Source organism: Paraburkholderia sp. RL17-383-BIF-A, from assembly GCF_046028015.1.
GTDB lineage: Bacteria > Pseudomonadota > Gammaproteobacteria > Burkholderiales > Burkholderiaceae > Paraburkholderia.
Genome location: NZ_JARESR010000013.1, coordinates 91,430 through 114,365, shown reverse-complemented (window position 1 = coordinate 114,365; position 22,936 = coordinate 91,430). Strand labels below are relative to the sequence as shown.

General features: G+C 64.5%; 19 protein-coding genes and 2 riboswitches. Of the genes, 3 read left to right on the top strand and 16 right to left on the bottom strand.

All coding sequences use genetic code 11. The features are described 5' to 3' along the window. Positions 1-45 precede the first annotated feature (45 nt). From P0D71_RS17290 to P0D71_RS17260, 7 genes are all read right to left on the bottom strand, one after another. Positions 46-1,017, bottom strand: coding sequence for an ABC transporter permease (locus P0D71_RS17290; protein WP_091808409.1), 972 nt, complete (start codon positions 1,015-1,017; stop codon positions 46-48). Further along, positions 1,004-2,470, bottom strand: a complete 1,467-nt coding sequence (gene atzF / locus P0D71_RS17285; RefSeq protein WP_408481198.1) for an allophanate hydrolase — start codon at positions 2,468-2,470, stop codon at positions 1,004-1,006. Before atzF (P0D71_RS17285) ends, P0D71_RS17290 begins: the two co-directional genes overlap by 14 nt. After that, on the bottom strand, positions 2,467-6,072 hold the full coding sequence (uca, locus tag P0D71_RS17280; RefSeq protein ID WP_408481196.1) for an urea carboxylase: 3,606 nt from the start codon (positions 6,070-6,072) through the stop codon (positions 2,467-2,469). The genes atzF (P0D71_RS17285) and uca overlap by 4 nt, the downstream gene beginning before the upstream one ends. Next, entirely contained in the window at positions 6,069-6,725 is a 657-nt protein-coding gene (locus tag P0D71_RS17275; protein WP_091808403.1) for an urea amidolyase associated protein UAAP2, read from the bottom strand. Before P0D71_RS17275 ends, uca begins: the two co-directional genes overlap by 4 nt. Positions 6,726-6,736: 11 nt before the next feature. Then, positions 6,737-7,492, bottom strand: coding sequence for an urea amidolyase associated protein UAAP1 (locus P0D71_RS17270; protein ID WP_408481195.1), 756 nt, complete (start codon positions 7,490-7,492; stop codon positions 6,737-6,739). A 57-nt stretch (positions 7,493-7,549) separates the two neighbouring features. After that, positions 7,550-7,683, bottom strand: a riboswitch (guanidine-I (ykkC/yxkD leader). 453 nt (positions 7,684-8,136) lie between these two features. Then, positions 8,137-9,198 (bottom strand): isopenicillin N synthase family dioxygenase, encoded by a 1,062-nt coding sequence (locus P0D71_RS17265; protein ID WP_408481193.1) that lies wholly within the window; start codon positions 9,196-9,198, stop codon positions 8,137-8,139. A 14-nt stretch (positions 9,199-9,212) separates the two neighbouring features. Next, a complete protein-coding gene (locus P0D71_RS17260) occupies positions 9,213-10,136 on the bottom strand; it encodes a sugar phosphate isomerase/epimerase family protein (protein ID WP_091808396.1) in 924 nt (307 codons plus the stop codon). Positions 10,137-10,292: 156 nt separating this feature from the next. On the opposite strand from P0D71_RS17260, the gene P0D71_RS17255 reads away from it, so the two are divergent. From P0D71_RS17255 to P0D71_RS17245, 3 genes are all read left to right on the top strand, one after another. Next, on the top strand, positions 10,293-10,661 hold the full coding sequence (locus tag P0D71_RS17255) for a MarR family transcriptional regulator (RefSeq protein ID WP_408183896.1): 369 nt from the start codon (positions 10,293-10,295) through the stop codon (positions 10,659-10,661). An 84-nt stretch (positions 10,662-10,745) separates the two neighbouring features. Then, positions 10,746-10,884: riboswitch (guanidine-I (ykkC/yxkD leader) on the top strand. A gap of 183 nt (positions 10,885-11,067) precedes the next feature. Further along, entirely contained in the window at positions 11,068-12,156 is a 1,089-nt protein-coding gene (locus P0D71_RS17250; protein ID WP_143048424.1) for an ABC transporter substrate-binding protein, read from the top strand. A 161-nt stretch (positions 12,157-12,317) separates the two neighbouring features. After that, positions 12,318-13,361 carry a rod shape-determining protein gene (locus tag P0D71_RS17245; RefSeq protein ID WP_091808392.1) on the top strand — a complete coding sequence of 348 codons (1,044 nt, stop codon included), beginning with the start codon at positions 12,318-12,320 and terminating at the stop codon, positions 13,359-13,361. 48 nt (positions 13,362-13,409) lie between these two features. Here P0D71_RS17245 and P0D71_RS17240 read toward each other — a convergent pair whose 3' ends face one another. The 9 genes from P0D71_RS17240 to atzF (P0D71_RS17200) all read right to left on the bottom strand — a co-directional run bounded on the left by P0D71_RS17240 (position 13,410) and on the right by atzF (P0D71_RS17200) (position 22,736). Continuing rightward, positions 13,410-14,177: a GntR family transcriptional regulator gene (locus P0D71_RS17240; RefSeq protein WP_408297791.1), complete on the bottom strand. Its 768-nt coding sequence runs from the start codon at positions 14,175-14,177 to the stop codon at positions 13,410-13,412. Between the two features lie 33 nt (positions 14,178-14,210). Next, complete coding sequence (hpxZ, locus tag P0D71_RS17235) at positions 14,211-14,597, bottom strand: oxalurate catabolism protein HpxZ (RefSeq protein WP_091808388.1); 387 nt, start codon at positions 14,595-14,597, stop codon at positions 14,211-14,213. After that, positions 14,588-15,283: a cysteine hydrolase family protein gene (locus tag P0D71_RS17230; protein WP_408481191.1), complete on the bottom strand. Its 696-nt coding sequence runs from the start codon at positions 15,281-15,283 to the stop codon at positions 14,588-14,590. Before P0D71_RS17230 ends, hpxZ begins: the two co-directional genes overlap by 10 nt. After that, complete coding sequence (locus tag P0D71_RS17225) at positions 15,280-16,890, bottom strand: ABC transporter ATP-binding protein (RefSeq protein WP_408481189.1); 1,611 nt, start codon at positions 16,888-16,890, stop codon at positions 15,280-15,282. Before P0D71_RS17225 ends, P0D71_RS17230 begins: the two co-directional genes overlap by 4 nt. 2 nt (positions 16,891-16,892) lie before the next feature. Further along, positions 16,893-17,585, bottom strand: coding sequence for a biuret amidohydrolase (gene biuH / locus P0D71_RS17220; RefSeq protein ID WP_408183902.1), 693 nt, complete (start codon positions 17,583-17,585; stop codon positions 16,893-16,895). A gap of 61 nt (positions 17,586-17,646) precedes the next feature. Beyond that, positions 17,647-18,573 carry an ABC transporter permease gene (locus tag P0D71_RS17215; protein ID WP_408481187.1) on the bottom strand — a complete coding sequence of 309 codons (927 nt, stop codon included), beginning with the start codon at positions 18,571-18,573 and terminating at the stop codon, positions 17,647-17,649. After that, positions 18,566-19,681: an ABC transporter permease gene (locus tag P0D71_RS17210; RefSeq protein WP_408481185.1), complete on the bottom strand. Its 1,116-nt coding sequence runs from the start codon at positions 19,679-19,681 to the stop codon at positions 18,566-18,568. Before P0D71_RS17210 ends, P0D71_RS17215 begins: the two co-directional genes overlap by 8 nt. A gap of 48 nt (positions 19,682-19,729) precedes the next feature. Then, positions 19,730-20,827, bottom strand: coding sequence for a BMP family ABC transporter substrate-binding protein (locus tag P0D71_RS17205; RefSeq protein WP_408481183.1), 1,098 nt, complete (start codon positions 20,825-20,827; stop codon positions 19,730-19,732). Positions 20,828-20,876: 49 nt separating this feature from the next. Further along, positions 20,877-22,736, bottom strand: a complete 1,860-nt coding sequence (atzF, locus tag P0D71_RS17200; protein WP_408481260.1) for an allophanate hydrolase — start codon at positions 22,734-22,736, stop codon at positions 20,877-20,879. Positions 22,737-22,936: the final 200 nt, after the last annotated feature.

Sequence of the window (22,936 nt, the reverse complement as noted above, 5' to 3'; positions counted from 1 at the left end):
AATGCTGTGCGGTGCTTACGATAGGCTGTGTCACGAGGCCGTTTGCTACGCCTTGAGCGTGCGGTCCCACGGAAACAGCTTGCGGCCGAGCCACGCCAGCACGAGATCGGTGCCGAGGCCGATGATGCCGATCATCATGATCGCCGCGTAGACGTTCTCGAAATGCTCGTAGCGCGCCTGCTGCGTGATGTACCAGGTGATGCCGGAGCTGGTGCCCACCAGTTCCGCGACGATCAGATAGGTCCACGCCCAGCCGAGCAGAATGCGCTGGTCGCGATACAGATCCGGCAGAATGCCGGGAATCACCACATGCGTGAGCAGCTTGAATTTCTTCGTGCCGAGCGTCATGGCGGCTTCGAACAGGCCATATTCGAGCTTGCGCGTGGTGTTCGCCACGATCAGCACTTGCTGGAACAACGTGCCGATCACGATGATCGCGATCTTCGGGCCGTCGTAAATGCCGAGGATCGCCACCATCAGCGCGCCGAACGCGGGCGCCGGCAAGTAGCGGAAAAACTCGAAGAACGGCTCCTGCAAACGCGCAATCGCGCTATACGTGCCGCACACAATGCCGATCGGCACACCGATCACGGACGAGAGCACGAAGCCCCAGAAAATCACCTGAATGCTGTGCCACAGGCTCTGATGCAGCCAGACGCCGTCACGCGACGCGGGCGGCGTGGTGAACGCGGTGTAGAACGCGCGCAGCACTTCGTGCGGCGCGGGCAGATACACCGGGTTGACCGGCTCGCCTGCCGGCAAGGCCGCATGCGCTTCGCGCGCGTGGCTGAGTTCGTCGGCGAATACCTCCTTGTCGACGCGCATGCCCGGCTGAAAATAGTCGACGCTGCCCGGGCTGTCGATCAGCACCTGCGGATGCCAGATGAACGGCACATAGCTGACCACGCACCAGACGAGGAGCGGCAACAGGAACGAACCTGCGCCCAACAGCCATTTGCCGCGTACGGAAAGTTCGCGGCGCACCGCGAACCATTCGGTTCTGTCAATGACGGCCATGGGATTCTCCGAGGCAGACTTCGGTTGCGTCGTTGGCGGACGGTGACGCCGTGGCCATCTGATCGCGCCATGCACGCGCCAGGTCGAGCAGCATCGCGTCTTCATGCGCGCGAGCGACGAAGGTCACGCCGAACGGCAGGCCCGCGTGTTTGCCAACCGTGCACACGCCGGCCGGCACCGCCAGCGCGGACAGATCGAGCAGGTTCACGAAGTTGGTGTAGTAGCCGAAGCGCGAATTCACGCGGATCGGGTCGGCTTCCAGTTCGTCGACGGTGGCGGTCGTCGCCGAGGTCGGCGTGACGATGGCGTCGATGCGCGGCCAGACTTCGGCCGCCTGCATGCGCAGGAACGCAAGGCGGTCGAAGGCGGCGAACGCATCGGCCGCACTCCAGCGCGCCGCGCCGCCGATGATTTCGCGGATCACCGGATGCAGCGCGTCCGGCTGTGTGTCGACGAACTCGCGGATCGCCGCGAGCCGCTCCGCGACCCACGGTCCTTCGTAGAGCAGCCGCGCGGTGGCGAGGAACGGCCCGAAATCGATCTCGATCAGCTCGGCGCCGGCTGAACGCAGGCGCGTCAGCGCGGCGTCGAAAGCGTGTGCGTAAGACGTGTCGCCGAAAAATTCGAGCTGGTTAGCGCGCGGCACGCCAAAGCGCACGCCGCGTAGCGAGCGTTGCGCGCCGTGCTGCGTGGAGGCTTGCGTACCGTCTTGCGGCGGCTGGAATTCCCGCGCATATGGGTCGTTCTCCGTCACGCCGCGAGCGGCGTCGAACACGCGCTGTGCGTCGTCCGCCGAGCGCGCGAAGATCGACACGCAGTCGAGCGATTTGCACGCCGGCACCACGCCTAGCGTGCTCAACAAACCCTTGGTCGGCTTCAATCCGACGAGGCCATGAAAGGCCGCGGGCACGCGCCCCGAACCCGCGGTGTCGGTGCCCAGCGAAAACGCCGCCAGCCCGAGCGCGACCGAGACCGCCGAGCCGGAGCTCGAACCGCCCGACGCATAGCGCGGATCGAGCGCGTTGCGGCACGCGCCATGCGGCGAACGCTGCCCGGACAGCCCCGTGGCGAACTGATCGAGGTTGGTCTTGCCAATCGGAATCGCACCGGCGGCGATCAGGCGCGCAACCACCGGCGCGCTGGCCGTGGGTGTGTACGCATAGGCGGGGCACGCGGCCGTGGTCGGGATACCGGCGAGATCGATGTTGTCCTTGATCGCGAACGGTACGCCGTACAGCGGCAGCGTTTCAAGGTCGCGGCCTTCGAGCGCATCGACGTATCGCATCATCTCGTCGCGGCTCAAAGGACGGATCCACGCATGATGCGGATCGTCGCCCGAGGTGCGCGCGGCGATCGCTTCGACCAGTTGTTTGGGCGTCAGGCTGCCAGCGCGGTAGCGCGCCTGCAGCCCGGCGATCGACATGGACTGGAACAGATCGTCGTGTGATTTCATTTGCACGTAGCCTCCTCGGTGGCGTCGGCTGCAACGCCGGCGCGCATCACCATCAAACGTTGTCCCGCGACGACCGCCGCACCTTCCGCGCAATCGATCGCTTCGATCACGCCGTCGCCGCTCACGGTCACGGAAATTTCCATCTTCATCGATTCGACGATCGCGACCACCTGCCCGTCGCTGACCCGGTCGCCTTCGCTCACGAGCAGCTTCCACATGCTGCCCGACACGTCGGCGACAATGCCTTGCTGGCCTGCCGCGAGCGCGTTGTTCGCCGTGGCGCCGCCGGCTGCATCGCTATCCGTTTCGCCGACGTATTCGGCATGGCCGGCCGCGTTCCAGCGCTCGCGCTCCTCGTCGAACGCGGCTTGCTGCGCGCCTTTGAAGGCGGCAATCGATTCGGCTTCGTCCTTCAGGAAACGGTTGTACGCGCCGAGGTCGAACACGGACTCCTCGATCTTCAGGCTCGCGCGGCCCGCGATGAAGTCCGTGCGCAGCTCGGCCAGTTCCGCTTCGCTGACCTCGTAGAAACGGATTTCATCGAAGAAGCGCAGCAGCCAGGGCTTGCCCGCTTCGAACTCACGCGTGGTGCGATAGCGGTTCCACATCTGCACGGTGCGGCCGACGAACTGATAGCCGCCGGGGCCTTCCATCCCGTACACGCACAGATACGCCCCGCCGATGCCCACCGCGTTCTCCGGCGTCCAGGTCCGCGCCGGATTGTATTTGGTGGTGACGAGCCGATGGCGCGGATCGAGCGGCGTCGCGACCGGCGCGCCGAGATAGACGTCGCCGAGACCCATGACCAGGTAGCGCGCGTCGAACACAATGCGCTTCACGTCGTCGATGCTATTCAACCCGTTGATACGGCGAATGAACTCGATATTGCTCGGGCACCACGGCGCATCCGGACGCACCGATTGCATGTAGCGTTCGATCGCGATCCGCGTCGACGGGTCGTCCCACGAGAGCGGCAGATGCACGATGCGGTTCGGCACGCGCATCTCGTCCACGGCGGGCAGTTCGCGTTCGGCTTGCTGCAAATGCGCAAGCAAGGTGTCGTGCGACAGCACACGGTGGTCGAAATGCACCTGCAGCGAACGGATGCCGGGCGTCAGATCGATAATGCCCGCCAGCCGGTGCGCGTCGAGCCAGTTCATCAACGCATGCACGCGAAAGCGCAGGTTCAGGTCGAGCACGAGCGGGCCGTATTCGATCAGCACGTTCTGGTCGCCGGAGCGGCGATACACCACGCCCGTGCCCTCGCCCGCCGTGGGATCGCGATAGAGCACGCAATCGTGGCTCTCGTCGCCCGCCTGAGCCACATGCTTCGGCGCCGCGAGCGCTGCTTTGACCGGCATGCGTTCGAAGCGCACGGTATCGCCAGGGCGGAGTTGCCCGAGCTTCCACAACTCCTCGCCCACCACCGTGACCGGACACACGAACCCGCCCAGGCTCGGACCGTCGGGGCCGAGAATCACCGGCATGTCACCGGTGAAATCCACCGCGCCGACCGCATACGCGTTGTCGTGAATGTTCGACGGATGCAGCCCCGCCTCGCCGCCGTCCGTGCGCGCCCATTGCGGCTTCGGGCCGATCAGGCGCACGCCTGTGCGGCTGGAGTTGTAATGCACCGTCCAGCGCGTGCCGTAGAGCATCGCGATGTCGTCGGGCGTGAAGAAATCGGGCGCGCCGTGCGGGCCGTCGAGCACGCCGAGCGTCCAGTCGTGCGTCATTTCCGGCACGCGTGCGGCGTCCAGTTGCGCGCCCGCTTCGCCGCGGCCCGCGCCGTCCGCGAGATGCAGTACGTCGCCCTTACGCAGCGCGCGGCCAGCATGGCCGCCGAACTGGCCGAGCGTGAAGGTCGCCTTGCTGCCCAGATAGTCCGGCACTTGCAGGCCGCCCTTGAGCGCGAGACAGGAGCGCATACCGGCGCCCGTCACGCCGCCCATCTTGAGCACCGAACCCGCCGGCGCGCGCGTGACCTGCCAGAGCGCAACCGGCTCGCCGTCCAGCGTGGCGGCGAGCGGCGCGCCGCCCAGCACGAACAGCGTCGCGGTATTGAAGCGCAGCGTGGCGCCCACCATCGCGCATTCGAGCCCCGCGGCGTCGGCGGGATTGCCGAGCAGTTCGTTGGCGAGGCTGAACGAGCGGTCGTCCATCGGACCCGAGGGCGGCACGCCGATGTCCCAATAGCCTGTGCGTCCGGGCGTTTGCTGCACGGTGGTCTGCACGCCGCCGTCGAGCACGTCGATGGTGTGCGGCGCGAACATGAAGCGCGACAGGAACGCCGTGGTCTGCTCACCGCGTGCGAATGTCGCCGAGCCGGCAATGGCGCGCAGATAGTCGAGGTTGGTCTCGATGCCGTAGAGCTGCGTTTCCTCCAGCGCGGCGCGCAGTGCCGCGAGCGCGGCCTCGCGCGTCTCGCCTTTGACGATCAGTTTCGCCAGCAACGGATCGTAGAAAGCGCTGACTTCCGTGCCCGCATCGACCCAGGTGTCGGCCCGCGCCGCAGCGGCGAACGCCACATGCGTCAGCACGCCGGCACTCGGTTGAAACTGCTTGTGCGGGTCTTCCGCATACAGACGCACCTGGATGCTCGCGCCCTGCGCCACCGGCGCAAGCGAGTCGAGCGGCGCAAGTTCGCCCTCTGCCTCGCGAATCATCCACTCGACCAGATCGATGCCCGTGACCTCTTCCGTCACGCAATGCTCGACCTGCAGCCGTGTATTCACTTCGAGGAAATAGAACCGCCGTGTATCGGCATCGAAGACGAACTCGACCGTGCCCGCCGATTTGTATTTCACGGCCTGCGCGAGACGCACCGCGCTCGCATGCAGCGCGCTTCGCTCCGCGTCGGTCAATCCAGGCGCGGGCGTTTCTTCGATCACCTTCTGGTTGCGCCGCTGCACCGAACAGTCGCGTTCGCCCAAGGCGATCACGCCGCCGCGGCCGTCGCCGAAAATCTGCACTTCGATATGGCGCGCGTTCTCGACGAATTTTTCGACATAGACACCGGCGTTGGCAAAGTTGGCTTCGCCGAGCCGCGCGACCGACGCGAACACGCTCGCCAGTTGCGCCGCGTCGCGGCACAGCGACATGCCGATCCCGCCGCCGCCCGCGGTGCTTTTCAGCATGACCGGGTAGCCGATCGATTCCGCTTCGCGCAATGCCGCGCTTGCGTCGGGCAGCAAGCCGGTGCCCGGCAGCAGCGCAACGTCGTTGGCTTTCGCGATTTCGCGAGCCGTGTGCTTCAGGCCGAACTCACGCATCTGCGCCGGCGTCGGGCCGATGAAACGAATCCCCGCGTCGTCGCAAGCCTGCGCGAAAGCGGCGTTCTCAGACAGAAAACCGTAGCCGGGATGCACGGCGTCGGCGCCGCACGCACGCGCGGCTTCGAGAATCGCCGCGCTGTTCAGGTAGCTCTGCGCCGCGAGCGCCGGGCCGATACAGACGGCTTCGTCGGCGAGCATTACATGCATGGCGTGGCGATCAGCCTCCGAATACACCGCCACCGACGCAATGCCGAGACGCTTGAGCGTGCGGATCACGCGGCAGGCAATCTCGCCGCGATTGGCAATCAGGACTTTGTGGAATCTCATTGGGCATCCCATATCGTCAGTCGCACGGGCGTCGGGTTGTAGCCGTTGCACGGGTTGTTCAACTGCGGGCAGTTCGAAATCAGCACCGTGACATCCATCTCCGCGCGCATTTCGACATATTTGCCCGGCGCGGAAATGCCGTCCTCGAAAGTCAGTTTGCCGAGCGGCGTGACCGGCACGTTCATGAAAAAGTTGATGTTGCTGACAATGTCGCGCTTGCCGAGTTGCGTGCCCACGCCGCACGTGCAATGCGTGATCGCATGCAGGAAGCTGTCGCGGCAGCTATGCATATGGCGCTTGTCCAACGCGTAGCGCACCGTGTTGCTTTCGGCCGCGCATGCGCCGCCGAGCGTATCGTGCCGGCCGCAGGTATCCGCGACGATCGTCAGCATCGGCTTGCCGAGGTTCGACATCAACACGCTGCCGGCCGAGAGATAGAGATTGCGTTGCGCGCGGATCGTGTCTTGCGCGCTATAGCGCTCGAGCGGATCGGCGCTGTTGTAGAACAGCGTGTCGACCGCCTGATTGCCTTCCAGGTCGAGAATGCGGAACAGCTGTCCGCGTTTGACTTCATGCAGCCACGGTTCGCCCGAAGGCAGCGTCAGGTCGTAGACCGCATGACGGAGTTCGAGCTTGCTTTCGATAATAGGCATCGCGGGTCTCCTTAAACGAACAGACGGTCGGTGTTGACGAAGCCGCGCTCATTCTCGGGACAGGCCGAGCGGCAGAAATCGTCGGCCGGTACGCAGGCGTCGGTTGCATACGCGCGGTATGCGATCAGCTTGACGGGCCTCGGTTCGTATTCGGATGAAGGGTTCAGCGGATGCGGCGCGGTGGAGAACGCGGCGAGCGTATCCATTTCAAAGCGCAGATCGAACGCGGCGCCGGCTGGCGAATGGCCAGTGACGAAGTCGAGCGCGCCGTCCTCGCCGATCGCGAGCTTGCTGAAGAAGTTGATGTTCGCGACCAGGTCCCGCGTGCCGAGGCCGTGCTTCGCCAGTTCGAGCAGCAGGCTGTCGCGGCCGTTGCGGATCATGGCATTGCGATGCTGCTGATAGCGCGCCACACCGTATTTGCTCGCGAACAGTTCCGCGTCGCCGACGCCGCCGAGCGGATCGTGCCAGCCGAGCGTATCGGCCGTGATCGACGCCAGCACGCACCCCATGTCCGAATAGAGCACGTGGCCGCGCGTCAGATGCGCGGTGTGCTGCGCCTTCAGCGTATCGGCCATGTTGTAGCGTTCAAGTGGTTCGTCGTGCCGGTAGAACACGGCGGCCAGATTCGCGCCGCCTTCAATATCGACGACGCGCAACGCCATGCCACGGCGCAGCACGCCGGACCAATGGGTGCCGGCGGGAATCACCGTTTCCCACGCCACGTGCGGGATCGGTGCGAGATCGACTGGGAGTTGCGTCGACATGGAGGCTCCTGGTATCGGTTGGGAAAAAGCGTGAGAGGGCGATTGACCGACATCGCGACCTCCCGGGCTTTTATCCCTCCGTGGAGCCTCGCCGGCGCCTTGAAAGAAGGTGAACGGCAAGACCGGATTGCTCTCGGACCAGGCATCGTGCGCATGCAGAGCGCACGACCGGAACCCTAGCGATCCTGAAGATGATGCAAATTACTTCGCACCTCTCGATAAGCACTTAAGCGAGTAGCGTGCCAGTGCCCCACAGACAATGCGGCAAGTGCGGCGTGGCAAGGGATTGGATGTGAATGGAGGGTGATTTTCATAGGCGTGCGATGTTCGCCCGCGCACCAGTGCCGTTTGCGATTTCGCACCACATGGATGCGCAAGGCACCACGATTGGGCTAGTTCGCCGCGCGCGCCACGTAAGCAATGGCGTCACGCGATGGCATGGTGTGTGCGTATCAATGGGCCACGTCCACTCCCTTCCTGACACGACCATGCCGACGCTTGCCGCTTTTCGACGCGCGCTTTACACCCTCTTGTCGGCACGTTTCATCGAGCTGCAGAAGCAACAGCGCCGCTCGTAACTCAAACGGCGCTGTTGCCGTACCGATCCGCGTGAATGCTTTGCTAACCGATCCGCGCGCCCTCTCTCAAACCTGAACATCCGGTTCGGCGGTTGCATAACGTGCCTGTTGACCGAAGCTTGCCAGCGCCTTCGAACCATCGGGCAGTACCAGTTCGCCTCGTTCGAGACGTTCCTTCAGATAGGTGAAGCTCTGCGCCGTCTGCGCAAACAGATGGTCGCCCGCCGACACCGGTGGGTACTTCGCGAGCGCCTCGGGCGTTGCGAACTGTGGTAGCGGCGCGACCACCGTGTGATAGTCGCAGGCGAAAAAGAGCGGAAACGAGTAGCGCTCCTGCCTCACCTTGCGCACGCGATGCGAAGTCGCGACATACGTCCCACCCGTCCACACTTCCAGCATGTCGCCGATATTCACGACGAACGCGTTCTCGACCGGCGGCGCGTCGATCCACTCGCCTTCGCCGTTCATCACTTCGAGACCGGGCGCGGTCGGCAGCAGGATCGTGAAGCACTCGTAATCGGTGTGCGCGCCGATACCCGGCCGGTCTTCCGCGGACGGATCGAGCGGATAGTGGATCAGGCGCAACTGGCTCGGCGGCTTGCGCAGATAACGTTCGAAGTGGTGTTCGGGCAAGCCAAGCGCGAGCGAAAAGCCTCGAAACAACGCACGGCCGAGTTCGAACGCCGCTTCGTAGTACCCGCCCACGGCTTCGCGAAAACCTGCTTGTTCGGGCCAACTGTTCGGGCCGAGCATCGGCGTGCCGGCGCTCACGTCGGGGTCGTCGGCGGGCAATTCCCGGCCTGTGTCGAACGCTTCTTTTCTGTCGCGCTTGCCACCCGCGAACACTTCCTCGCCTTCGGGCACATAGCCGCGATGCGCAGTCGAGTTGCCGATGTAATAGCGCATCTTCCAGTCGTGCGGGGCGGCAAAGAAGCGTTTGGCCTGCTCGATGAGCGCGCTTTGCTGTTCGCGCGCCACCTGGTGGCCGGTCACGTAGAAGAAGCCTGCGTCGCGCGCAGCGCGATCGAGTTCGTGCGCGGTGGCGAGCCGGCGGTCCTGGTCATCGCTGAAGAGGCCGCTGACATCGACGATAGGCAGTTGCTGAAAAGAGGTATGGGTTGGGCTCATGAGAGGTTTGGCGCCTATGCGGCTTGCGGGTTGGTCTGCGATTGCGCTGGCTGGTTACCATTGGCACCGGGAATGCCGCGAGCGTTGCCGGTATCGCGCCCGGCAAGAAACGCGGCGAGGTGACGCCGTTCCTCGCGGCCCATCCATGTGTTGATCTCCCATAGATCAGCCACGGGCGCGTTCGTAAACGGCAGCGTGTGCAGATAGCCGTCGGGGCCGAACTCCGGCGTCATCGTCGTGACGGTGTAGCCCTGCTCGATCTGCGCGGTCCACAGCGCTTCCCAGATCCGCTGATGCGACGCGAGGCACTTCGCGTACTCGGGCGCCGCCGGATGCGGCACCTGTGGACCTTGCGGATAGCCGACACGGCCATGCAGATGGTGCGCATGCGGCGCGAGTTCGAGGATCGTCTCCCACTCGCTGTCGAGCAGTCGCTCGCAGACGGACACCCAGTGGCTGAAGTCGCAGGTCAGCTTGAGCGAGGGCACGGCACGCGCGACGTCGCGGGTAATCCACGGGTTGTAGAACGAGCGGCCGCGATGCGTTTCGAAGCTGCAGAGCACCTCGTGCTTCGCGGCGATCTCCACCGCACGGCTGAAGAACTCGACTTGCGTCGCCGCCGGCCACGCGTCGCAACCGGCCATTACATTGAAGAAGCGCGGCGCGAGCGGCTTGCCCCACACGATCTTCTCCTCGAAGTCCCGCAGATGATCGGCCGGCGTGGCCGAACGCTCCGGCACATAACTGCCCGCTGTCGTGATCTCCGCGATGAACCCGAGTCCTTCGTCCGCGATTGCCTGCGCAAAAGCGTCGCGCGCCGCGCCGCCTGGCGGCACTGGCGCTTCGATACCGTCGAAGCCTGCCGCCCGCACCAGCGGCGCCGCATCGCGCGGGCCGCCATCGAATCCCCAGAAGGTCTTGAACAATTCGAATTTCATCGCCACTCCATTTGCATGCAAATTTGCATGCAATAGTACACATGAAATTTGCGAGTCAATAAACTATCGGCATGCGGCGTGCAAAAATCCGGGCGCGCCCGATTTCCGGCTCAATTAGCACTTAAACTGTGCAGCCCTCCTCCTCGTGGTGAATCGATGAAGAAGAAAATTGCGCGTGCCAAGGGCCAGGCCGTCGCGCGCGCCATTCTCGACATGGACTGGCAGTGGTCGGCGCATTTCGGCGATCTCGGCCTGAACGACCTGAACTACAGCGATCTGTTCTGCCGCATGTGGGTGGACCCGGACAACTACTTCGCCAAGACCGCGCTCTACGAGTTCATGCCTGGTGTGAGCCGCCGCACTGCCGTGCGCTACGTGCAGGACCTGATCGACGGCGGCTGGCTGCTGGAGACGCATTCCGCCGAAGATCGCCGCATCAAGCAGGTGAGCCTCGCGGCGTCGATCGAGGAGCGTCTCGAGCAGTTTCTGGCCTACGTGCATCAACGGTTTGCGGCGCTGGATTGACCGCATCTCCGCATAAACCCTGGCGCGCAATTCATTGGCATATTTCTCGCTAGATAGTTGACCGAGAGGTGCGGCAGCGTCGCATCTTAGGGATGCTAGGGTTCCGGTTCGAGAGAACGTCTGGTCCGAGAGCAGCCCGGTACGCCGGCCGGTTCGCTTGCAGGTTTCATTGCAAGCACGAACGGCCGGGCGCACTACACGGCGGGACAAAAGCCCGGGAGATTGGCGATAGCAATGTCTATCGCGCCTCTCCATGGCCGGCTTTTGTCTCGTGCACGTCTGTCTCGTGCAGTTCTCCGCGCTTTGTCGTTCGTTTGCGCGCGGGAGCCGGTCATGTTGTTTCATCGCGCAGTCGCCGCGCGATCCAACTCAACAATCGCAATTGACCGGTCTCCTGGAGAAAACGATGAAACGCTTCGAATCCGTCCGCACTTCCCTTCATTCAATCGCCTCGCCCCAGCGCTTCGCCGCTGGCCTTCGCGTGCGTGGCGCGCTCGCCGCGGCCGCCGCCGCGCTCAATATCGGACTCACTGCGGGGCTCACTTTGGGACTCACTGCGGGTCTTGCCGCCACGCCGGCGCAAGCGGCCACGCCGCTCGCCATCGGCTATAGCGACTGGCCAGGCTTCGTCGCTTTCCAGATTGCGATCGAGAAAGGCTGGTTCAAGGAAGCCGGCGTGGATGTCAATTTCCAGTGGTTCGACTACTCGGCTTCGCTCGATGCATTCGCCGCGGGCAAACTCGACGCGGTCGGCGCAACCAACGGCGACGCGCTCGTGACGGGCGCAAGCGGCGCGAAGAACGTGATGATCCTGCTGACCGATTATTCGAGCGGCAACGACATGATCGTCGCGAAGCCGCCGGTGCGCACGGTAGAAGGACTGAAGGGCAAGAAGGTCGGCGTTGAAATGGGTCTCGTCGATCACCTGCTGCTCGACACCGCGCTCGAAAAACATGCGCTGAAGGAATCGGACCTCACGCTCGTCAACGCGAAGACCAATGAATTGCCGCAAGTGCTGGCCTCTTCCAAAGACGTCGCCGCCGTCGGCGCCTGGCAGCCGAACGCAGGCGAAGCGCTCAAGCGCGTGCCGGGCGCGCGGCCGATCTTCACGTCCGCCGACGCCCCCGGCCTGATCTACGACGCGATCACGGTGAACCCCGTCAGCCTGCAATCGCGCAAGGCCGACTGGGCCAAGGTGATCACGGTCTGGTATCGCTGCGTGGCCTACATCAACGATCCGAAGACGCAACCGGACGCGGTCAAGATCATGTCGGCGCGAGTCGGCCTGACGCCGGAGCAGTACCTGCCCCTGCTCAAAGGCACGCACCTGCTCGACGCCGCGGCGGCGAAGAAGGCCTTCACCAAAGGCGATGGGCTCGACTCCGTGTACGGTTCGAGCGTGAATGCCGACAAGTTCAACGTGCGCAACGCGGTGTACAAGCAGTCGCAGAACGTGAGCGCCTATATCGACCCTTCGCTCGCCAACGCGCATTAAACGGGCCGCCAGGCACTCGCGCCACAACCGCCGAAATAGCCCGCGGACCCGAAACTGTTATTCTTGCGTCTCTCCCGACCGTCAACTGGTCGCCTGCTGCCTTCGGGCGGCACTCCCAAAGCGGCGCTTTTGCGCCCGTCTTCCGAGAGACAGGAATTTGCATGTTTGGTTTTCTGCGCGGCTATTTTTCCAACGACCTGGCAATCGACCTCGGCACGTCCAACACGCTGATCTACATGCGTGGCAAGGGTATCGTGCTCGACGAACCCTCGGTGGTCTCGATTCGTCAGGAAGGCGGTCCGAACGGCAAGAAGATCATTCTGGCCGTCGGCAAGGAAGCAAAACAGATGCTCGGCAAGGTGCCGGGCAATATCGAGGCGATCCGCCCGATGAAGGACGGCGTGATCGCCGACTTCAACATTACCCAGCAGATGATCAAGCGCTTCATTCAGATGGCGCACGAGTCGCGAATGTTCGCGCCGTCGCCGCGCATTATCATCTGCGTGCCGTGCGGGTCCACTCAGGTGGAGCGGCGCGCGATCAAGGAAGCCGCGCACAGCGCGGGCGCCTCGCAGGTCTATCTGATCGAGGAGCCGATGGCCGCGGCCACCGGCGCGGGCTTGCCGGTTTCGGAAGCGACCGGCTCGATGGTGGTCGATATCGGCGGCGGCACCACGGAAGTGGGCGTGATCTCGCTTGGCGGCATTGTTTATAAAGGTTCGGTGCGCGTGGGCGGCGACAAGTTCGACGACGCGATCGTCAACTATATTCGCCGCAACTACGGCATGCTGATCGGCGAGCAAACGGCAGAAGCGATCAAGAAGGAAATCGGCTCCGCGTTTCCGGGCTCCGAGGTCAAGGAGATGGAAGTCAAAGGCCGCAATATGTCCGAAGGGATTCCGCGCAGCTTCACGGTCTCCAGTAACGAGATTCTCGAAGCGCTGACCGATCCGCTCAATCAGATCGTCTCGGCCGTGAAGATCGCGCTCGAACAGACGCCGCCGGAATTGGGCGCCGACATCGCCGAGCGCGGCATCATGCTGGCGGGCGGCGGCGCGCTGTTGCGCGATCTCGACCGGTTGCTGGCCGAGGAAACCGGCTTGCCGGTGTTCGTCGCCGAGGCGCCGCTGACTTGCGTGGTGCGTGGCTCCGGCATGGCGCTCGAACGGATCGAGAAGTTCGGCGGCGCATTCTCATACGAGTGAGCTTGAGGCGTGTCGGCGCGCGCTGGTCGATCGAGTCGAGCAAGTCGCTCAGGACACGAACGGCAGCTTGCTGTCGCGCGCCGCGGCGAGCATGGATAGCGTGATCTTGCGCACTTCCAGCTTGCTCTGCGTGACATGCGCGCGCAGCAGAATGATCGCCTCGGTCAGGCGGTTGCGTTCGATCAGATTGAGCATGGTGGAATGCTCGTCGTAAGTGGCGCTGGTGCGGTGCGGTTTCAGAAAATCGAGTCGCCGCACAATGCGGATGCGCTCGGTCACTTCGTTATGCACGCGCAGCATCTCCGCATTGCCGGTGGCGGCGACCAGCTGACGGTGAAAGTTTTCGTCCATGCCGAACATTTTCACCGGATCGCTTTCGCGCAACTCGGGCTCGACGCACCAGACCGCCTTCAATGCCTCGACGGCGGCATGCGCGGCATCGCCGCCCGCGCCTACCCGCTCCACCGCCGCGACTTCCAGCACGATGCGCAAATCGTAGAGTTGATCGAGCTGATCGAAGTTGATCGGCGAGACCTTCCAGCCGCGCCGGAAACCGACTTCCAGATAACCTTCGCGTTGCAGCCGGAACAGGCCGTCGCGCATCGGCGTGCGCGACACGCCGTAGTGTTGCGCAATGCCGTTCTCCGAAAAACGGTCGCCGGGAAACAGGCGGAAGCTGAAAATATCGCTCTTGAGTTGCTGATAGACCTGCTCGGCGAGCGGGTTGGCCGCGCCCGGCGTGGCGGACGTGGCGGGCGTCTCCTGCTCGCCTGAAGCAGCGGGTGTCTCCAGCAGATTCGTCGGGTCGTCGTTCATGATGCCAAGGTCCTTTTTCTTATTATCGGCGTTTCATGGCATTGCGATAAGACTGACATGCGCGGCGACGATCTTCCAGCCGTCGGCGGGACTGAGCCTTGCCCACGTTTGCATCTGCCGGCCGAGCAAGGGCGTGGCGTCGCTCGTGAATTCGGTGCTGACGGTGGCGAAGTCCGTGCCAAAGGTCGTCACCACCGTTCGATGCAGCTTGCGCGACTTCGGCACCGGCTCGCAGCGCTCGCGCCATGCACGGATCGCTTCGCCGCCGTGCTGGACTTCGGCGATACCGTAGCGCACCGTTTCGGGTGTATGCCAGAACAGCGCGTTCATCGCCGCGATGTCGTTCTCCACCAGCGCCCGTTCGTATTCGACAAACGCCGCCTCTACCTGCGCCACGATATCGGGCTGATTTACTTCCATGCCGGGATTGTCTCGTCGAGTTTCATGAATGAAGAAAACGGTGCGGTCCAGCCGACAATGCCGCCTTGCGAGCGCACCATCTCGAGCGTCGCCTGTTTGAAGGCGGGAAAATAGCTCGCGGTCGCGTCTTCGATCAGCAGGCTGTCGTAGCCACGGTCGTTGGCCTCGCGCATCGACGTTTGCACGCACACCTCGGTGGTGACACCGGCAAACACCAGATGCGTGATGCCGCGCATCGCGAGTTCCTCGCCGAGCCGGGTCGCGTAAAACGCGCCCTTGCCGGGTTTGTCGATCACCAGTTCGCCGGCCTGCGGCGCGAGCGGCTCGACAATCGCATTGCCGGGCTCGCCGCGAATCAGAATGCGCCCCATCGGCCCCGCATCGCCAATGCGTGCGTTCGGCGCGCCGCGCAGAAGTTTGGCCGGCGGGCAGTCGGACAGATCCGCCGCATGCGATTCACGCGTATGCACGACGAGCCACTGGTGTTTGCGTGCGAAGGCGAGCAGCGCGGCCACGGTCGGCACGATCTGCGCGAGCAGCGAGACGTCGTTGCCGAGCGATTCGCCGAAACCGCCCGGCTCGATGAAGTCGCGCTGCATGTCGATCACGACCAGCGCGGTCTTTGCGGAATCGAAGCTGAATGGTCCGGGTTGGGCGTCGATGGTCAGCAGGTGGGTCGATGTCATCCGATGGCTTCCCTCAGTTTTTCGGCCGGGACGACGGGCCGCATGGGTGTGTCGCCGTGTCCGGCCATATGCTGGCCCAGCACGGTCCGGTCCGCGCGCGCGGCCGGCGTCTCGAACACCAGCTCGCCCTCGGCAATCACCATGATACGGTCCGCGAGTTCGAGCAGTTCGTCGAGGTCTTCGCTGACCAGCAGCACGGCCGCGCCCGCATCGCGAGCGGCCATCAAACGCGCATGAATATCGGCCACCGAGGCGAAGTCGAGCCCGAACACCGGATTCGCGACGATCAGCACATCCACCGGCTGGCCGAGTTCGCGCGCGAGCACGGCACGTTGCACATTACCACCCGAGAGCGTGCCGATCGCGCGTTCCGGCACCGGCGGGCGCACGTTGAATTCCTCGATCAACTGCGTGGCGCGTTCGCGCATGGCGCGGCGATCGAGCCACCAGCCGCCGCGCCGCAGCGGCTCGCGATCGAAGTCGCGCAGCGCGAGATTCTGCGCGACGCTCATGGCGCCGACGCAAGCGTTTTTCAGCGGCTCTTCGGGAATTGCGAAAACACGCCGCTGCGTCATCTGCTCGCGCGTCGCATGGTAGGGCTTGCCGGCGACCTGCATGTCGCCCGTCTTCACGCGGCGCTGGCCGACCAGCGCTTCCACGAGTTCCTTCTGGCCGTTGCCGGACACGCCCGCGAGTCCGAGAATTTCGCCCGCGCGCACCGCGAGCGTCGCGTGCTTCACGGCCGTGTGGCCGCGATCGTCTTCCACGGAGACATCGCGCAGCGCAAGGCGCACCTGGGCGGATTCGTCGAGCGGTTTGCGCTGCACGCGTTCTTCGGTCACGGCGGCCATCACAGGCGCGTCGCCGGCCGCCACGGTGCCCATCATCCACGCGGCGAGTTCGTCGCGTGTGGTGTTCGCGACCGTGCTCGTGCCGACCTGACGCCCCTTGCGCAACACGGTGACGTCGTCCGCGTAGGCCATCACTTCGCGGAACTTGTGCGTGATCATCAGCACGGTCAGCTCGCCGCGCGTGGTCAGCTCGCGCATCAGGCCGAGCACTTCGTCGGCTTCCTGCGGCGTGAGCACGGAAGTCGGTTCGTCGAGTATGAGGAAGCGCTGCTGCAGATAGAGCTGTTTAAGGATTTCGAGCTTCTGCTTTTCGCCGGCAGCGAGCGAGGCGACCGGCGCGTCGAGCGGCAGGCGAAACGGCATGCGCTGCATGAACGCGCTGAGCGCGGCGCGTTCCGCTTTCCAGTCGATTTTCCACGGCATCTGGCCGCGCGCGAGCAACAGGTTTTCTTCGACAGAGAGGCCCGCGGCCAGCGTGAAATGCTGATACACCATGCCGATGCCGAGCGCCTGCGCATCGCGCGGCGAATGGATGTGCACTTCGCGGTCGTCGGCGGCGATCTGCCCGTCGTCGAGCACACCGTAGCCGACCAGTCCCTTCACGAGCGTGCTCTTGCCCGCGCCGTTCTCGCCGAGCAGCGCGTGGATCGTGCCGGCCTTGACCTTGATCGAGACGCCGTCCAACGCGCGAAACGCACCGAACGACTTGCTCGCATTCAGCACTTCGACACCAAGAGCCTGCCGCACCGTCGACATGATCATCCCCCTAGCGTATGCAGCAACGCGCCGGAGTCCGACACGGTGCCGAACACGCCGCCTTGCATCGTGATCATGTGCAGGGCGGCGTCGTGATTGCCTTGGTCGGTCGCGCCGCAACAGTCGGCGAGCACCGTGCATTCGAAACCGCGGTCATTGGCTTCGCGCATGGTGGTGTGCACGCAGACATCGGTCGTGATGCCGGTCAGAATCAGGTTCTCGATGCCGCGCGTGCGCAGGATCAGTTCCAGATCCGTCGCGCAGAACGAACCTTTGCCCGGCTTGTCGATCACGATCTCGCCGGCGAGCGGCTTCAGTTCGTCGATGATCTCCCAGCCCGGTTCGCCACGCACAAGGATCCTGCCGCACGGGCCGTCGTCGCCGATGCCCACGCCGTCGGTACCCGCGCGGCGGCTGCGCCAGCGCTTGTTGGCGGGCAGATCGGAGAGATCGGGCCGGTGGCCTTCACGCGTGTGAATGATCGTGAAGCCTTGCTCGCGCATCGCCTTCAGCACACGCTTGATCGGCTCGATCGGCGCGCGCGTGAGCGAGAGGTCATAGCCCATCTTGTCGACGTAGCCGCCGTGGCCGCAGAAATCCGTCTGCATGTCGATGATCACGAGCGCGGTGTTTTCCGGGCGCAGGTTGCCGTCGTAAGGCCATGGGTAAGGTTTGGCTTCGATGAATCGGGTCATGGTCGAAATATCCTGGATGGGTTTCGTAGGAGTCGGCAGCGTCCGGCTGTGCGCGAACCGGTCAGCGCGTCAGGCTCAGCTCGCCGGGCGCACCCGCCAGCGTGCGGTCCGGACGGCAATTGATGATCATGATCACGAGCGTGAGCACATACGGCGCGGCGTTATAGAGGTAGTAGCCGCTCGTCACGCCGATCGCCTGCAGCGCGGGGCCGAGCGCGCCCGCCGCACCGAACAGCAATGCGGCCCACAGACAGCGCAACGGCTGCCAGCGCGCGAAGATCACCAGCGCGACCGCCATCAGCCCCTGGCCGCTGGAGAGCCCTTCGTTCCAGCTCCCCGGATAAACCAGCGACAGATACGCGCCGCCCACGCCCGCGAACACGCCGCCCGCCGCTGTCGCGGCGATCCGCACGCGAGTCAGCGGATAGCCCATGGCGCGCGCCGTTTCCGCGTGATCGCCGACGAGCCGCAGCACCATGCCCCAGCGCGTATTGCGCAAGCCCCATTGCAGAACGAAGGCGAGCACCACGCCAATCACGAACAGCAGATTCAGATGCAGCGCGTTATGCAGTTGCGGCGATGAACTCCACGCGCCGAGGTCGATGAACGGCAGCATCGGCGCTTGCGGTTCGATAAAGGGCTTGCCGAGATAGAACGCAAGTCCGGTGCCGAGCAGCATCAACGCGATGCCGAAGGCAATGTCCGACACGCGCGGCAACGAGCACACCAGACCGTGCAGACAACCGAGCAGCAAACCGACCGCGCCCGCGGCGAGCACGCCGATCCACGGCGAGCCGCTCAGAAAGGCGCCGGCATAGCCGCTCATTGCGCCGGAGACGAGAATGCCTTCCAGGCCGAGATTCACGCGGCCGCCCTTCTCGGTCAGACACTCGCCGAGACTGACGAACAGATAAGGCGTGCTGACGCGGATCGCACCGGCGAACAGCGACAGCAACAGGATCACGATGGGCGAGTGCATATCAGGCATGGGTCTGCTCCAGTTGCACGGGAAGATCGGTCTGCGCGGCGGCCTGCAACTTCACGCGCCACGCGGCGATGCGGCCGCCTAGCGCTTCCCACGCAAGCAGGTTGGCGAACAGCAGGCCTTGCAGCACGAGCGTGGTGGCGTCGGGCAGGTCGAGACGCCGTTGCAGCAGACTGCCGCTCGCCTCGATGCCGCCGATCATCAGCGCGCACGCAATGATCGCGAGCGGATTCTGTCGCGCCGCGAACGCGACGAGAATGCCGGCGTAGCCGTAGCCGGCAAGCAGCGAGGCGTTCGCGCTGCCCTGCACCGCCGCGACTTCGAACATGCCGCCGAGGCCGGCCGCCGCGCCGCCCAGCACGCACGCGGTCAATGCGAGCGTATTAACCGGCAAGCCGACCAGGCGTGCCGCGCGATTGCTGCCGCCCACCACGCGCATCGCGAATCCCCTGGTGCTGAACTTCACGAACACCCACGCCGCGATGCACGCGACCACGCCCCAGAACAATCCCCAATGCGTTTCGAGCCCGGGGATCGAGCCGATCATCAGCGCGTCGGGAACCGGCAGCGTCGACGGTTTGTTCAGACTCGCGGGATCGCGCAGCGGCCCTTCCACCAGATGCTTGAACACGGCAATCGCGATATACGACATCAACAGGCTGCTGATGGTCTCGTTCACGCCGCGCCACTGCCGCAGCGCGCCGACCGCGCCGATCCACACGCCGCCCGCCAGCATGCCGGCGAGCGCCATCAACGGCGTGGCGATGAGCCAGGGCGTGCCGTGCGGCAGGATCTGCGGAACGATCGCGGCGCACATGCCGCCCAGCGCGAGCGCGCCCTCGCCGCCGATCACGATCAGCCCGACCTGTGCGGGCAACGCCACGCACAACGCGGTCAGCATCAACGGCGCGGCGCGCAGCAACGTGCTTTGCCAGGCGAACGAGGAACCGAACGCACCCTGGAAAATCAGCACGATCGCGTCGAGCGCGGGCTGTCCCTGCACCAGCAGGAACAGCGAAAATAGCAGCAAGGTGCCGAGCACCGCCAGCACGGTCGGCAGCGCGGGCAGCAACGAGAGCATCACTCTCGCAACAGAGGCATTGGGGCGCATCACGGCTCCTCGATTGACGCCAACATCGTCACGCACACTGCGCGACCATCAGATCTGGCCGACGACGCCCGCGACCAGATAGTTCATGCTTTCGAGCGTGTAGTCGGTCTGAGCGTGACTCGCGCCGGAGGCGATCGCCATGCCGCCCTTGTTGTCCTTCATCGGGCCTTTGAAGATCACGAAATTGCCGGCCACCATGCCGGATTTGATCGAGTCGGCATTCTGCTTCGCCGCGGCCGTGACTTTCGCGCCGTACGGCGACATCTTCACGAAGCCCTCTTTCAAACCGCCGCGCAGCACGTTGGGCTGCGGCGTGCCGGCTTGCGCACCCGTCACCAGTTGTTTGTACGGCGTGGCCCAGTCCCACTCCGCGCCGGTCAGATAACCCTTGGGCGCGAGCGCGGCCTGGCTCGCGTGGTAGCCGCAGCTCATCGCGCCGCGTTTTTCCGCGGTCTCGACCACGACCTTCGGACCGTCGACGTGACAGGTCAGCACGTCGCAACCTTGATCGACGAGACTGTTGGTGGCTTCGGCCTCTTTCACCGGCATCGACCAGTCGCCCGTGAAAATCACCTGGGTGGTGATCGACGGATCCACCGACTGCGCGCCGAGCGTGAACGAATTGATGTTGCGCAGCACCTGCGGAATCGGCTTGGCCGCGACGAAGCCGAGCTTCTTGCTCTTCGTCATATGGCCAGCCACCACGCCGTTCAGGTACTGGCACTCGTCGATATAGCCGAAGTAGCTGGTGATGTTCGACGGATTGCCCTGCTTCCACAAACCGCCGCAATGGGCGAACCGCACCTTCGGATATTTCGCCGCCATCTTCAGCACGTGCGGATCGAAGTAGCCGAACGAGGTCGCAAAGATCAGCGTCGCGCCGTCCTGCTCGATCATCGCTTCCATGGTCTTCTGCACGGCGATGGTCTCGGGCACGTTCTCTTCTTCCACCACCTTCACGTCGGGCATTTTACTGATCACCGCGGCGGCTTGCGCCTGTGCCTGGTTGTAGCCGTAGTCGCCGCGCGCGCCGACGTAGATCACGCCGACGGTGGTCTTCGGCGCGGCGAACACCGACTGGATGGGCAGAATATTGCCGAGCGTCAGCAGACTGGCGCTCTTGATGAAGTTGCGGCGGCTTGTCATGGTGTCCAATTCCTGATCGAGGGTGAGAGAGCGTTGGCCGTGGGTTGGCCTAGCGGGTGGCCTGCGGGTTGGCCCGCGGGTTGGCCTTCAGGCTGGCGAGATACGCGAGCCAGCCGCCGAACGAAGTGATATCGCGTGCGCCGCTGTCGTCGCTGACGGCCGACGGCTCACAGATGAAGCCTTTCACGCTGTCGCCATCCGCGAGTTGCAGCGTGCCGATGCCGAGCGGCGCGGGCACGTCGGCGACGAATTTGCCGAAGGTACGCAGCGGCACTTCCCATAGCTCGATCGCAATCGGCTGGCCTTGCTGCGGCGTCGCGCGTACGAGACCCGGTTTCGGCGGTTGGGTGTTGGCGAGCGCGTAGAGCTTGTAGCCGGGTGCGGTGTGCGTCGCTTTCACGAAACGCGCACCGGCTTCCTGCAGTTGCCAGTTCAACGGCTGTCCACGCAGATGCGCGCCGACCACGGCGAGCGTGATCGTCGGTTCCTGGAACGGCAGAGGCTGGATGAGTGCGGTCGTTGCGATGGATTCAGCGACTTCGGTGGACTCAGCGGTATTGGCTGCATTAGCGAACAGCGCCTGAATCCGCGCGCCGAGCTCGGCGAGCCGCCGGTCCGCGCCGCTCGGCGCGATCAGCGTGACGCCGGCCGGCAGACCGTCGCTGCGCCGCCGGCACGGCACGGCCAGCGCGCACAGGTCGAGCAGGTTGACGAAGTTGGTGTAGTAGCCAAGCTGGCTGTTCAATTCGACAGGATTGGCCTGCACGTCGGCAATCAACGGATGCGTCGGCGTGGTGGGCACGATAAGAATGTCGATCGTGTCGAAGAGCGCTTCGGCGTGGCGCTTCAGATCGGCCAGCGCATACTGGCCGTTGAAGGCATCGGCGGCGGTGAACTGCTCGGCTTTGCCAATCACTTTGGCCACGACCGGATCGATCGCTTCGTGATGGGTTGCGAAGAACGTGCCGAGCGCCGCGCGCCGTTCCGCAACCCACGGGCCGTCGTATAGCAAGGCGGAGACGGATTTGAGCGGCTCGAAATCGATCGGTTGGGTGGTTAGATAAAGGCGCGTGGTGAGCGTGTCGAGAGCGCCTGAGAACGCCTCCTTCGCTACTGCGTCGCCATAGAACTCCAGTTGTGCCGGCACGCCGATGCGGGGCGCCGAGCGCAGCAGGCCAAGGCCTGGCACCTTACGCGAATAACCGTCGAGCGAATCGAAGCAGGCGATTTCGCCAAGCACCCGCCAGGCGTCGTCCACGTCGTGCGCGAAGACGGAGAGCGTGTCAAGGCTGCGGCACGCGGGCACCACGCCGCGTTTGCTGACCAGCCCCAGCGAGGGCTTCAGTCCGACGAGCCCGTTGAAGCCGGCCGGCACGCGGCCCGAGCCGGCCGTGTCGGTGCCGAGCGAAAAGGCCACACAGCCCGCCGCCACCGCCACCGCCGAGCCCGAACTCGATCCGCCCGATACGCGCAGCGGCGCCTCGGCATTGCGCACGGCGCCATACGGCGAACGCGTACCGACGAGGCCGGTGGCGAACTGATCGAGATTGGTCTTGCCGATCAGAATGGCGCCGGCGTCGAGGAGTCGCTGCACGGCGAACGCCGACGCGTCCGGCGTATAGGCGAACGGTTCGCAAGCGGCCGTGGTCGGCAAGCCGGCCACGTCGATGTTGTCCTTGACCGCGAACGGCACGCCGAACAGCGGCATTTGCCGGAACACGTCACCGCCCTGCGCTTCATATAGCGCTTCGAGCGCGGCTGCGCGGGCCTGCACGTCGGCTGCGGGCACGCGCAGAATCCAGACTTCCGGGCGGTCGATGGCGTCGATTTGCGCCAGCGCCGAGCTTACGGTTTCAGTCGGTGTGAGGCTGCCTGCCGCGTATGCCGCCAGCAAACCTTTGACCGTCATGGGTGAAGAAATAGGCACCTGTTTGTCCTTGAGTTCAATCTTGAATACAAGTTTGGACTCAAATTAGCAGGAGCTATGCCAAGTGCTCGGCAGGCGGTGGAAAACGGCTTCAAACCTAAGCCAGGCGGCCCTTCCCCTTTCTGGTCTCAACAGCCACTACGCTCACGCGGCCCCCGCCGGCCACGCTGCCGATGGTGCAG